Genomic DNA, 12,267 nt, shown 5'->3' on the forward strand with positions numbered 1-12,267 from the left:
AAGCTGTGCACACCCGAACACTGATCGCGATCGCCGGCGCCGTGGTGCTCACCACCACCGCTGTCGTCTACATAGGACTTTCTGCTGTGCGCAACCGGGGCGCGGCCGTCGTCGGCACTGCCGGCGCCGTGACCCTCACCCCCGGCCCGGAGTTGCTCGCCCGGAGCACCGCGGACGCGGACCGTGGACACCTGGTCACCGTTTCCGCGACCGACCCCGGCGGTCCACGCGCGGTGTCGCCGGTGTCCTGCACCCGTGTTCACGCTGCTGGCGGCACCGGAATCTGTCTGCGCCAGGACAGCGACCTCACGACAGAGGTCGTCGTCCTCGACGAACAACTCGAGAAGAAGCGGGAAGTCCCATTGTTCGGGTTGCCCAGCCGGGCCAGGGTTTCACCAAGTGGCCGGATGGTCACATGGACCGTGTTCGTCACCGGAGACTCCTACAGCGGGGGGACGTTCTTCTCTACCCGCACCGGCATTCTGGACACGGCGACCGGTGAGGGCACACGCACGTTGGAGGACTACGCGGTGACTGTGAACGGCGAGCCTTACTCGGCGGCCGACGTGAACTTCTGGGGTGTCACCTTCGCCAAGGACGACAACCGCTTCTTCGCGACCATGTCGACCGGCGGCCGTCGCTATCTCGTCGATGGTGATTTCGCCTCGCGCACCGTCCGGACGGTGCGGGAGAACGTCGAGTGCCCGTCGCTCTCCCCGGACGGTACGCGCCTGGCGTTCAAGTCCGCAGTGGACGGTGGCCCGGCGCGGGGATGGCGGCTGTCAGTGCTCGACCTCTCCACCGCCGCCGTGACACCACTCGCGGAACCACGCAACGTCGACGACCAGGCCGTGTGGATCGACGATCGCACCGTCGCCTACGCGATTCCCCGCGGTATCGGCCATTCCGACGTCTGGTCGGTGCCCGCGGACGGCTCCGGAACACCACGCCTGTTGCTCCCAGACGGGGAATCCCCAGCAGTGCTGGGGTGACGTGTGGGTCAAGGCGTTGTAGTACTTCGAGTCGACCACGTCGTCAGACAGGTGATCGCCAGTACCAGCGGTGGAGACGAAAAATCCTTGCACCACACCAGTTCCAGCCGATGGCGTTGAGGTGGTCGATCAACTCCTCGGCAGCCTGTTGGTGCGGAACCTGCTGACCGATCGCGCTGGCGCATAACTGTTCCGCGTCCGTTCGCGGGCAGATATCCGGTAATGAGACGACAGACCGCTGATGGCCGGTCAGGTGGGGGCGCCTGCCGCTGGGGCCGTGACAGTGATCGACGGAAACTCATACTCAGCGTCGCGGCCAGCGCGACGGAGATCTTTTTCATTGCTCCTCCAACATCGAGGGCTGCGCAACGCCGTGTTGGCGTTGCGCAGCCGAAGGTCAACAGGGCTTCCCGGGCACCGCTGTGTCGGACTGGTTGACCGGCTTGGGGCCGACGGCGTCGGTGACTGCCTTGAGCGCTGCGCACAGGCTGGTTTTGGTTTTCCGCGGGAACATCTCTTGCAGCGCGTACCAGTAGAAGCCGCCACCGATACCGTGGTCGGTGGCCAGCGCCGCACGGGTGTACTGGTCGACCATGTACGAGCGATCCGCCTCGAGGCTGGCGTTGTCCATACGGGTGCTGCCGAGCGGCCACACGCGGTTCATGTCCTCACACCACTCGTACACCGACGCTTTCTGGCGCCCGTCGCGTCCGCACCAGTAGCCCAGTTCGCCGATGCCCACCCGCACTTGCTTATTGAGCTTTTTGGACAGTTCGGACACCCGCCGGTCCAGAGTGGACATGACCCGATCGGTGGAGATGCCCAGTGGGGCGTTGTCGGTGAAGACCGACAGCAGCACGACGTCAACATCGGCCATCAGGTCGCGTTTGACACCGTCGCGGTCTGTCCACTGGAGATTGCCGGAGCCAGGTGCGATCCAGTTGAACGGCGAGTACGCCGGTCCCTCGGCACCGAACTCCCAGAACAGCGTCAGGACGGCGGGCGTCGTCGGGCTGTCCTGCTTGACCGCCCGCGCGGCCGCACCGGCCTTGACGTGAATGCGGTCACGCGGGCGCACCGGCTCACCACAGTTCTTGTTGTCGACCCAGCAGCCGTTGACCTCGTTGCCGACCTCCCACGCATCGATCCGCAGCTCAGGGTCGGCTGAACGCCCGTAGTGCTTGAGCAGGTTCCGTGTCCGCGTCACGTACTGCGGCGTGGTCAGCTCGGCCGCGGCGGACGAGTCGGCAATCTCGCCCATCACCCGTAGGCCCGCCTTGTGGGCGTTCCTGATGGCCGTGTCGTAATTGCTGAAGTCGACGGTCGTCCCGTTTTCGAGCTCGAACACGATCCGCACCCAGCCGTAGCCTGCCTGCTTGCCCAGCGGCGTTGTAGCCGCGACCATGCGGCGCCAGACGTTGTCGTAGAACGACGCCGAGCTTGATTCGACGATGGTGGCGCCCAGCCACGGTCGCGCGTCCTGCTTGGGTGGCGCCGAAGCCATCCGCTGCTGGGCGACGCGTGGCCCGTAGTCGGCTATGAAGGCGTCATATGCGGTGTGCAGGGCACTGAGCGCGCGTTCGCCGTGCCGTCCTTGAGTGGGCGGAGACGGGGCATTTCCCACCTTGCCAAGCTCGCTCGTGGCCTGTGCCAACGCGTTGGTGTACGCCGCCGGCGGCTGGTAGCTGGGGACGGCGGCCACCCGTGCCCGCAGGTGGACCTCGACATCCTTGGCCGCCTGGTAGTTGAACACCACCGGCTTGTCCGGCGCCTTGGCGTATCCCTGGCCGCCGTTGTCCATCACCACGTAGGAATAGCCCTTGCCGGTCGGCCAGGCCAGCGCCAGCGCCGGGCCCTTGCCCGACCGCAGCTTCCGCGCAGTGAACGCCAGCCGCAGGTGACCGGCGCCGTCATCGGTCACCCGCACCTCGCCAGCCTTGCCGGGAATCGCCTCCAGAGTCTCCGGGTCGAGCAGTACCTCGCTCGAGCGCACGTCCTTCGGGTCCTTTTCCGAGCTGTGGTGGATCACCTTGAGGCCGTCGCCGACGCTCAGCCGCACCGGCGCCCCCGACTTGTCGAGTGCGTAGAAATCCACCAGGACCTGGTTGTCGGCCGCCTGGACTTCTCCTGTGGTCAGCGCGACCGTGGCCACCGCCGTTGTCAGGACGGTCATCAGTTTCCGTCTTGTGGACATCTGATTCATGCCTTTCATTCCCGTCGGTGTCCCGCGGGGGTCTGCCCTGGGACGAGGGGAACGTCGCATGTGGATCATGAACGGATGATGAAGGGGTGGCGAGCGACTCGGAGGATGGCGGAGTTGCGGTGATACTGGGTGAGTGCGGTTGTTAGTGGTCGAAGACGACGCGGCGATGGCCGCTGTTCTGCTTCGGGGACTACGTGATGAAAAACACGCGGTCGACCACGTCGGCACGTTGACGGCGGCGGAGGAGGCGTGCGTCGTCACGGACTACGCGCTTGTGGTACTGGATTTGGGTCTGCCGGACGGAGACGGGCTCACGTTGTGCAGGCAGCTCAAGGCTGAGGGCCGTACCCGGGTGTTCGTGCTGACTGCCCGTGCCGGGTTGACCGACAAGGTGCGTGGGCTGGATGCTGGAGCGGACGACTATCTTACGAAGCCCTTTGACTTTCCGGAATTCGCGGCGCGGGTCCGGGCGTTGCTGCGACGCCCGGTGACCATGGGCGACACCAACATCGAGGCCGGAGAGATACGCATGGATCTGACGGCACACCGGGTGTGGCGTTCGGGTGTCCTCGTTCCGTTGACCCCAAAGGAGTTCACCCTTCTCCGGTACCTGATGGTCCGGATGGGACAGGTAGTAACCCGTGCCGAGTTGCTCGAACAGGCATGGGACATGAACTACAACGGGCTGTCCAATGTCGTGGATGTGCACGTGGCGAGTTTGCGCCGCAAGCTCGATCTCTCGACCTCATCCGTACGGTTGGAAACGGTGCGTCGAGTGGGTTACCACTTATACGTCCGTTGTACGTCCGACACCGGGAGTTGATGGTGCACCTGCGACGGCTGCGGACCCGCTTCACGCTGAGCACAGGATTGCTCGTCGTGCTAGGTCAGTGGCAGTGTCCCGTTCCAGAGTCGGTGAACGGCGTGTCGGGGTCCGCGACAAAAGCCCAGTCATAGCTCGCCGGGCGCAGGGTGAGCTTGAGGACACCGAAGACATGCGCCTTGCGCACCACGCTGTTCGGCATGACCGTGGCGAATCCACTGTAGAACGAGCCACCCGTGCCGACCACGATCTCGCGGATGCCGCGAGCATCGTCCCGTACTCCGGACGGGTTCTGCGGTGCGAATCGTTCGTACGTGTGGGAGTGCCCTGCCAGCAGCAGATCCACACCGTACCTGTACATGGTGTCCATCAGCGGCGCCACATCCGCGCTGGCGAAGTTGTTGGAACTCCACCGTGGCCGGTGTTGCAGTACCACGGTGCACTTGGCCGGATGCGCCGCGAGGTCGGCGGCCAGCCATTGCTGCTGCGGTGACCCGACGGCGCATCCCGTGCCGCCGCTGATCTTCGTGCACTCCGAGTTCAGCACCACCACGTGCCACCGGCCCACGTCGAAGCTGTACCAGCCTTCGCAGTTCTTCACACACCCCGGCTGCCGCGGGGTCGCCGCGTTGCCGAAGTAGGTGAAGTACCCACCAGCACCGGGCGTGCCGTACTCGTGGTTGCCGATCGCCGGGCGAGTGATCGGCTTCAACCGGCCCCACGACGGGGCGTAGCTGGCGTTGAAGTCGGCAAGCGAGCCGCTGTTGTACTGGGCGTCGCCGAGCATGAACACGGATGCCGGGGCGGTCCGGACAGCGAGGTCCGATGTGGACTTCATGCGACAGCGTCCTGGCCTGCCGAGACCGCCGTTGAAGCCTGGATCGGATGGCGCACAAGCGATGTCGCCCACCGCGACGACCACTGGGTCGCCCGGAAGGGGAGCCGCCGGAGCGTGTGGTGGGGCAACGACGCTCGTGAGCCCGAGCATGAGAAGGATGCAGGCCAAGGCCGCGATGCGGGATTCAGCGGCCACCGTGATCTCCATGCAAGAGCTGATCCAATGCGTCCTGTGCGTCGGCGCGAAGCGTTGTTCCGTCGTCGATCTGACGCCTCGTCAGCGAGAGGTCACCTGCCAGGCATGCCTGTGCGGCCTTGGTGAACTGTGTGATGCCGGCGTTGGCTGCTGTGTCGAGATGCGGGTGCGGTGAACGCCTGCCGTGCAGCAACTGCTGGGACACGCGGGCCAGTTTCTGGCAGATTGTCGTCGCCTGGCTGGACGGTGCGGTCAGTTGCTGTGTCTCGACGAGCGTGTTGTTGAGCTCGATCTGGAGCGCTTCCCGGCCGCTGAGCCATTGCTGGATGGTGAGATTCTCGGCGGGCGGTGCCGCTGTCGCCCGCGGCACCGCGCTCGACGTCATCCATACGGCGCCGCTCAGCAGCACGCCGATGCCGGCTAATACGGCCAAGTTTGTGTGCGTGCTTCTCGTCAAACCGGCACCTCCAGCGTTCTGCGCCTGAAACTCGTCGGCGGAGTGTTCGATCCGCCAAAGAGTTGTCGCAGATCAAGATGGACGTGGAGGTGTACGGGAACCTACTGGTCGATTTCCTGAGGGGAAACGCCATCAGGCTGCGGCTGGCTTAGCGGCCGTCCACGCCGAGGGTTTCGGTGGTGTCGGTGGTGGCGAGAGTGCTGCCGGGGCCGAGGAGGAGGTGGCAGCCGTTGACGCCGCCGAAGTCCCCGAACGTGCTTTGGATGCCTGTGCCGGAGCTGCTGGCCGACGAGTACGTCGTGCGGATTCCGTCGAACTGGAACGTGAGCATGCCAGCCTGTATGACCCACACGCCGGGGCCGGCGCCGGCGGTGAATGTGCCGTCGGGTTTGAATGTGATCGAAGTGGCCGAGTAACTTCCGTCGCATTGCCAGTCAAACCGCTGGGCGTTTTCTGGCATGTACTGATGCAGCCACGGATGCCCACACTAAGGCCGACTGTGTCGGCGCCGGATCAGCAGGATGAGCAGGATGGTGAGTAGAAGGGTGCCACTCGTCACGGCCAGGCCGATCGGGGATCTGCCTGGATTGTCCGTGCTGCTGGAGTCTGCCGCCAGCGGGTTGAGGGTGGGCGTGGGTGTGCGTGTGATGTCTCGCAGGACGTCGAGGTAGCGGTCGCCGTGGGCGATGCTGGGTTCGATATGGGAGTTCTCGCTGAACTCGTTCCAGCTGATCAGACCGAGGGCGTCCGGGGACGAGTTGATCGCGGCCGCGTACTGGCGTCGCAGCGTCTCGCCGTCCCGCCGGTCGACCACGCGCTTGCCGTCGATGAGGCGTGCGTCGAATCCTGGTGCGAACGGTGCGATCCACAGCCCGTTGTGCCGGTGCACGGCCGTGCTCATGGCAGTGAGCTTGGCTGCTGCGCGCTTGTCGCGTCGAGGGTCGACGGAGGACCAGTAGTACGCGTTACCGTCCACTGCGGACGCGATGCGCTCGTAGCCCGCGGGACTCTTTTCCGACCCGAGGACCAGCAGCCTGTCCCGCACCGGCCCGGCGGCGCGGGCAATGTCCTCGAGGGAGAACTTCCAAGTCCCCGACCAGATCACGAGCGGCTTGCCGAACACGGCGAACACCGGGTCGGCCGCGTGGCGCTCCTCGAACCGCAGCAGGTCGGTGGCCACCCGCTCGGTGGGCAGCGGGTTGCGGTCGAAGTCCAGTCCCTGGTAGATGATCGAGAGCTTGAAGTCCTCCGTCCGCGCGACGCCCGTCAGTGTCGCCAGTCTGCGATCCAGCGTGGGAGTGGACTTCCAGCTGACGATGAACCCGGTGATGCCGACGCTCTTGGCCGCCCGGATGTGCCTGCGCATGATGTCGGCGTCGTCGCTGGAGTAGCGGCCCAGAAGGGGATAGTCCGTCTTCGCCCGGTTCCACGAGTTTTCGTTGTACCAGATGTAGTAGTACGCCAGCACTGGCGGGCCGGCATTCCCGCCTGCTGCCGACTGGGGTAGCAGAACCGAGATCAGGACGGCCAGCAGGGCGGACAGTCGTATCACGCGGCCGCCCCCGATCGCTTGCGCAGCCGCCGTCTGCCCACCAAGACGAGCACGGACAGCGTCGTCAACGTGGCGACGGCCAGAGTCGCCATGTCCACATAGGTCATCACGCGGAGCTCGACATACTGGCTGCGGGACAACGCGATCTCTTGAGCCTGCGAGTAACCGGGCCCGGAGGTCTTGACCTGGTAGATGCCCCGGGCGAGGTTCTCCATCGACACGTCGCCGTCCAGGCCGGAGGTGAACCGTCCGGCGCGACCGTCCGGATAGGTCAGTTCGATCCCGGTGACGACCCGGTGGCCGAACAACCAGTCGCGGATCTGGAATCGCACGGACCGCAGCAGCACCACGAACCTGGTGTCAGCCGTTCGGTTGGGGACAAGCCGCTGTTCCCCGGCGTTGACCACATTCGTGCCGTCGATCACGACGCTTTGCACGTAGTAAGTCACCTCTTTGCCGACCGCGGAACCGGCTTCCAGAACTGGCCGCACCGCGGTCAGCCGGACCGGCCGGACACCCTCCAGGGTCAGGTGCTGACCGGAGTCACTGCGGATGGTCAGCGAGGTGATCCGGTCTGGCGCGACCGGCCGGCGAGCCTGGTCGACGAAGCCGTAGCGAACGGTTCGGATGGTCTGGAACGTGGCCTGGATCCGGGTTTTGCGCCCGATCACGAGGGAATCCAGGGACGGGGTGAATGCCTGGTCGGTGTTACCACGCCCGGCCCACCGGACGAAGTCGGCGGATCCGTCGGGTATGTCCAGGTGCGGCGTGAGCAATCGCAGTTGGTGCTTTTCCCGGCTGCGCCGCACGGTCGCGCGCGCCACACCTTTTTCGTCGGTCGTGAGCGGTTTACCGTCCAATGTGAACTTTGCGGACGGCAACGGCGGCACGGTGACCACTTCGAGGATGTTCCATGACGGCGATCGGTCCGCCAGGACTGTCGATGGGAAGCCAACCATGAGGACGGTCGCAAGCATGATGGCACCGATCGATCTGACCATCATCGTATCTCCATTCGGCGGAGCCCCCGGGCTTTAGCCGTGGGGAGGAAGCCGATCTCAGGGCTGACCCGATGATCGGCTTCACAGATCGACTTGCCAACGTGTGAACTGTGGGTAGGACGCTGGTGAAGCGGGCATACAAGTACCGCTTCTACCCAACCGAGCAGCAACAACAGGAGTTGCTGCGCACGTTCGGTTGCGTGCGTCTGGTCTACAACAAGGCGCTTCAGGCTCGTACTGAGGCGTGGTACAGCGAGCAACGCCGGGTGAACTACGTCGAGACCTCGGCCCTGTTGACCGAGTGGAAGAAAACGGACGAGCTGGCGTTTTTGTCCGAGGTGTCCTCGGTGCCGCTGCAACAGTGCCTGCGACATCTCCAGGCAGCGTTCGTAAACTTCTTCGACAAGCGAGCCCGGTACCCCAGGTTCAAGTCCCGCAAGAAGTCCCGCGCTTCGGCGGAGTACACCCGTTCGGCGTTCCGCTGGCGCGATGGTCACCTGATGCTGGCGAAGATGACCGAACCTTTGGCGATTGTGTGGTCCCGTCCGCTGCCAGAGGGGGCGGAGCCGTCGACGGTCACGGTGTCGCGCGATACGGCGGGCCGCTGGTTCGTGTCGATCCTTGTCCAGACCGGCGTTGACCACCACGCCACTACTGATACTGCGGTCGGCGTGGACACCGGCATCACATCGCTGCTCACCCTGTCCCGTCCCATCGACGGGCTCACAGACTCCCAGGGGAAGATCACCAACCCGAAACACGAGCAGCGCGAGCGCGCCCGGCTGGCCAGAGCGCAACGGCGCCTGGCGAAGAAGACCGCAGGGTCGGCCAACCGCGGCAAGGCACGCCGCAAAGTCGCCCGCATCCACGCCCGTATCACCGACCGCAGGCGGGATCACCTGCACAAGCTGACCACTCGGCTCGTTCGTGAGAACCAAACGATCGTGATCGAGGATTTGAACGTGTCCGGCATGCTGCGCAAGCACAGCCTGGCACGCGCTATCTCCGATGCCTCCTGGTCGGAGCTCCGTTCCATGCTGGAGTACAAGGCGGAATGGTACGGCCGGACCGTGATCGCGATCGACCAGTGGTTTCCGTCCAGCAAGACCTGCTCGGACTGCGGGCTGCTGCTCGACAGTCTGCCGTTGGGCGTCCGGGAGTGGACCTGCCCCGGGTGCGGGGCAGTCCATGACCGTGATGTGAACGCGACACGCACCATCCTGGCCGCCGGGCTGGCGGTTGCTGCCTGTGGAGGCGGTGTAAGACCAACCCGGCAACAGTCGGTGAGGCGGTCGCCCGTGAAGCAGGAAACCCAACCCGCGAGGGTTGGAATCCCCCGCTTTTAGGCGTGGGGAGGAAGTCAACGTTGGACACCCTCCCCAGCATCAGCAGCAGACTGCCGCCTGCGGGTAAGCCATCGGCCAATGGGCGCGACGCAGAAGCAACTCAGCAGTGCGAGCACCACCGCGCCGCCGTAGCTGAGGTAGACAACCGTCGCCGGGGCGGGCGCCGGCGGTGCGGTGGAGCGATCGGTGCCGAGCAGCTCTGGCGGCCTTGGCGGCGAGGCGAAGTCGAACGCCCCGTTGATCCCCGCCGAGCGGGCGTCCCGTTCGCCCAGCGGTGCCACACGCCAGTTGTCCTCGATGAACTTGAGCACCGCGGTGTGATCGAGTTGCGTGTGCTCGATGTGCCCACGCCGGGAGTAGGCGCTGACCAGCAGGGCGGGCACCCGGAAGCCGAGGCCGTCGTTGTCCACTTTGGGCGGTGGGACGTGGTCGTACCAGCCGCCCCAGCTGTCGTAGGTCCACATGAACGCCGAACTCGACCAGTAGCGGCTCTTCGCCAGTCTCGCGGTCATCTTGCGGACGAGGGCCTGTCCGGCCCGCACTCGGCTCGGCGGGTTCTCACTCGACCCCGACGACGCGACGTAGGCCACCGCGGGCAGCGTGCCGTCACGCAGGTCCGTGTAGTACTGGGTCAGGTCGACGATCTTGCCGGACAGCTTAGGATCGTCGAGGAATCGGGCGTAGTTCAGCAGTGGCACCCTGGTCGGCTGTCCCGCCTTCGGCCCGCTGCCGGGGGCGCGGAAGGTGATCTTCGGGTCGTAGTTCTCCACGTAGAACTTCCACGGCACACCGGCCTGTTCGAGCCGGTCGAAGATCGTCGGGATGTCGCCGTAGCCGCCTGGCGGTACGCGTTCGCTGCTGCCCGGTGTAGGCACGCCGGCGACCCAGTAGAAACGGTTGCGGCGGCTGCCGGTGCTCGCGGAGCTGAAGAACCGGTCGAAGAGCGTGTACTTCTGGGCGACGTTCCAGTAGTAGGGCAGGTCATTCGCGTCGTAGTAGCCCATCGCATTGGCGCCGTCGAGGCCCCTTTCCCGATATGCCGAGACGAAACCGTCCATCCTGCCCTCCGCGTACTGAGCGCGCTGAGTGGTCGGGCCGTGATCAAGGTGGTCCGGCGACTCGGCGCCCAGCCGGAACGGACGGACGCAGCCGTCCGTGCTGGGTTTGTCCTTGCTCAATCGCATACACGTGCCGGCGGGAATGCCGTCCGCGCCGGGGTAGGTGCCGAAGTAGTTGTCGAAGGAGTGGCCGGACTGCATGAGCACGACGAAGTGCTTGATCGGCGTGCTGGTGGCGCGCGCCGGCTCGGCAGTGGCCGGCCCGGCCACCGTGGCCAGGATGACGAGCACCGTCAGTACGTTTGCCAAGCGCCTGATCATGGTCGCACCTCATAGATGATGATCACGGGTTTCGGTGTGGTCCGGCCGTCGGCCCCGGCCACTTCGACCGTTTCGGTGTGGACGGCCACACCGTTGTACTTGTGCACATAGCGCATCAACCGATCGCCGAAGAACGGCGCCCGGCTGGCCGAGAACGCGTCCCACACCACGTACTGCAGGTCGCCATTGCGCAGTTCCCGGTCCGGGTTGTCGATCGGCTCGTAGGACGGATTGCGGGACAACGGGTTAGGGCTCACAGACAACGCGAAGGCCGTACGATGCCCGTAGAATCGCACCAGGTTCGCCATCGACGGGCCGACCGTCATCAACCGGCTTCCCTGGGGCAGGTTGGCCTCGATCCACCTGCCCGCCTCCCTGCCTGCTGGCACACCGCCGGAACCGGCCAGGAACGTGGTGCTCGGTGCCGGGTTCACGGCCAGCCAAGCCGGCACCGCCAGGCTTGCGCCGACAGCGAGGACGACGGTAGCCCGGGCCCAGCGGGCCGCGGCTGGACGGCGGTCCGACAGCCTGGGCACAGCCACATGGACCACTGTTCGCGCCGCCAGCACTGCCAAGACGGGAACGATTGGCAAGAGGTACTGGTATCCCTTTACCGGCCACAGATGGAAGAACACGAGTGGTACGACCATCCAGCAGACCAACAGCCATTCACGCCAGGTGCTTTGCCTGCGCAGCAGCCAGAGGCCGCCGGCCGCGAGCACGATCACGGCTGGTCCGACCGCCGGGGACATGGTCTCGCCGTAGAACGAGATCCCATGGTTGGCGGGCCGGAACAGCTGCCACACCAAGTAGTTCTGCCCGGTACTGGTCCGGCCGGACAAGCTGAGCGACAGCGGGTACGCGACGACAACCGCGGTCAGGATGACGAGCGCGACCAGCAGGTCGCGTGGCCGGATGCGCAACTCCTGGTGGAGCACGAAGAACACGAGCAGCGCGAGCACCAGGATGGCGGCGCTCTCCTTGGTCAGCAGGGTGAGCCCCATGACGGCGGCAGCGGAATAGAGCCATCGCGGGGTCCGCTCGGCGCAGAACCGTGCTGTGCAGTACAAGACGACCACCGCGAAGAATGTCTCGGGCCCGTCGAGCAGTACCTGGCGGGTGACCACCACGTGGTAGGGCATGACTGCCAGGAAGAACGCCGCTGCCAGACCGGTTTTCCGGCCGTACAGCAGCTTGCCGAGCAGGTACACAGCGACCACTGTGGACAGTCCGAAGGTGGCGGACAGCAGCCGGGCACCGGTGTCGCTCACCCAGACGGAGAACCCGAGCGACAGCATTGCCTGGAACAGCAACGGATGCGCTCGGAAGACCGGGAACAGCCCGGTCAGCGTGGGATCACCGGCCAGCGCGGCGGCCTGCCCGGCGTAGACGGCCTCGTCGCTGTTGAAGCCGACTTCGCCCAGTGCCCACACGCGTAGGAAGCCACCGGCTCCCATGATGAGCACCATTGCCGGCACCGT

At 65.5% G+C, this 12,267-nt stretch carries 11 protein-coding genes; 3 read left to right on the top strand and 8 right to left on the bottom strand.

The window, feature by feature from the left end; translation table 11 throughout:
- The first annotated feature begins 5 nt into the window (after positions 1–5).
- Positions 6–992: a TolB family protein gene (locus B9C43_RS31785; protein ID WP_084430556.1), complete on the top strand. Its 987-nt coding sequence runs from the start codon at positions 6–8 to the stop codon at positions 990–992.
- 397 nt (positions 993–1,389) lie between these two features.
- On the opposite strand, the gene B9C43_RS31790 is transcribed toward B9C43_RS31785, so the two are convergent.
- Positions 1,390–3,165 carry a hypothetical protein gene (locus B9C43_RS31790; RefSeq protein ID WP_143446739.1) on the bottom strand — a complete coding sequence of 592 codons (1,776 nt, stop codon included), beginning with the start codon at positions 3,163–3,165 and terminating at the stop codon, positions 1,390–1,392.
- A 163-nt stretch (positions 3,166–3,328) separates the two neighbouring features.
- Between B9C43_RS31790 and B9C43_RS31795 the strand changes: the two genes are divergently transcribed.
- On the top strand, positions 3,329–4,018 hold the full coding sequence (locus B9C43_RS31795; RefSeq protein WP_084430557.1) for a winged helix-turn-helix domain-containing protein: 690 nt from the start codon (positions 3,329–3,331) through the stop codon (positions 4,016–4,018).
- A 64-nt stretch (positions 4,019–4,082) separates the two neighbouring features.
- Here the strand turns inward: B9C43_RS31795 and B9C43_RS31800 are convergent, their stop codons facing one another.
- The 5 genes from B9C43_RS31800 to B9C43_RS31820 all read right to left on the bottom strand — a co-directional run bounded on the left by B9C43_RS31800 (position 4,083) and on the right by B9C43_RS31820 (position 8,064).
- The gene (locus tag B9C43_RS31800; RefSeq protein ID WP_160096820.1) at positions 4,083–5,051 is read right to left on the bottom strand and encodes a metallophosphoesterase family protein; all 969 of its coding nucleotides are present in this window, start codon (positions 5,049–5,051) and stop codon (positions 4,083–4,085) included.
- Complete coding sequence (locus B9C43_RS31805; protein WP_084430559.1) at positions 5,041–5,484, bottom strand: hypothetical protein; 444 nt, start codon at positions 5,482–5,484, stop codon at positions 5,041–5,043. Before B9C43_RS31805 ends, B9C43_RS31800 begins: the two co-directional genes overlap by 11 nt.
- A gap of 172 nt (positions 5,485–5,656) precedes the next feature.
- Positions 5,657–5,839, bottom strand: a complete 183-nt coding sequence (locus B9C43_RS55865) for a hypothetical protein (protein WP_143446740.1) — start codon at positions 5,837–5,839, stop codon at positions 5,657–5,659.
- Positions 5,840–5,995: 156 nt separating this feature from the next.
- Complete coding sequence (locus B9C43_RS31815; RefSeq protein ID WP_084430561.1) at positions 5,996–7,060, bottom strand: endo-1,3-alpha-glucanase family glycosylhydrolase; 1,065 nt, start codon at positions 7,058–7,060, stop codon at positions 5,996–5,998.
- A complete protein-coding gene (locus B9C43_RS31820) occupies positions 7,057–8,064 on the bottom strand; it encodes a hypothetical protein (RefSeq protein WP_084430562.1) in 1,008 nt (335 codons plus the stop codon). Before B9C43_RS31820 ends, B9C43_RS31815 begins: the two co-directional genes overlap by 4 nt.
- 107 nt (positions 8,065–8,171) lie before the next feature.
- On the opposite strand from B9C43_RS31820, the gene B9C43_RS31825 reads away from it, so the two are divergent.
- Positions 8,172–9,407, top strand: a complete 1,236-nt coding sequence (locus B9C43_RS31825) for an RNA-guided endonuclease InsQ/TnpB family protein (protein WP_327223668.1) — start codon at positions 8,172–8,174, stop codon at positions 9,405–9,407.
- 14 nt (positions 9,408–9,421) lie between these two features.
- Here the strand turns inward: B9C43_RS31825 and B9C43_RS31830 are convergent, their stop codons facing one another.
- The gene (locus B9C43_RS31830; protein ID WP_084430564.1) at positions 9,422–10,786 is read right to left on the bottom strand and encodes an alkaline phosphatase family protein; all 1,365 of its coding nucleotides are present in this window, start codon (positions 10,784–10,786) and stop codon (positions 9,422–9,424) included.
- Positions 10,783–12,255, bottom strand: a complete 1,473-nt coding sequence (locus B9C43_RS31835) for an ArnT family glycosyltransferase (protein ID WP_160096822.1) — start codon at positions 12,253–12,255, stop codon at positions 10,783–10,785. Before B9C43_RS31835 ends, B9C43_RS31830 begins: the two co-directional genes overlap by 4 nt.
- Positions 12,256–12,267: the final 12 nt, after the last annotated feature.

The organism is Kibdelosporangium aridum (assembly GCF_900176515.1).
Taxonomy (GTDB): Bacteria; Actinomycetota; Actinomycetes; order Mycobacteriales; family Pseudonocardiaceae; genus Kibdelosporangium; species Kibdelosporangium aridum.

Bases quoted from the DNA above. Each gene is read 5' to 3' on its own strand.
- B9C43_RS31830 (WP_084430564.1), bottom strand. From the start codon at position 10,786: ATGATCAGGCGCTTGGCAAACGTACTGACGGTGCTCGTCATCCTGGCC.
- B9C43_RS31835 (WP_160096822.1), bottom strand. From the start codon at position 12,255: ATGGTGCTCATCATGGGAGCCGGTGGCTTCCTACGCGTGTGGGCACTG.
- B9C43_RS55865 (WP_143446740.1), bottom strand. From the start codon at position 5,839: ATGCTCACGTTCCAGTTCGACGGAATCCGCACGACGTACTCGTCGGCC.
- B9C43_RS31790 (WP_143446739.1), bottom strand. From the start codon at position 3,165: ATGACCGTCCTGACAACGGCGGTGGCCACGGTCGCGCTGACCACAGGA.
- B9C43_RS31820 (WP_084430562.1), bottom strand. From the start codon at position 8,064: ATGATGGTCAGATCGATCGGTGCCATCATGCTTGCGACCGTCCTCATG.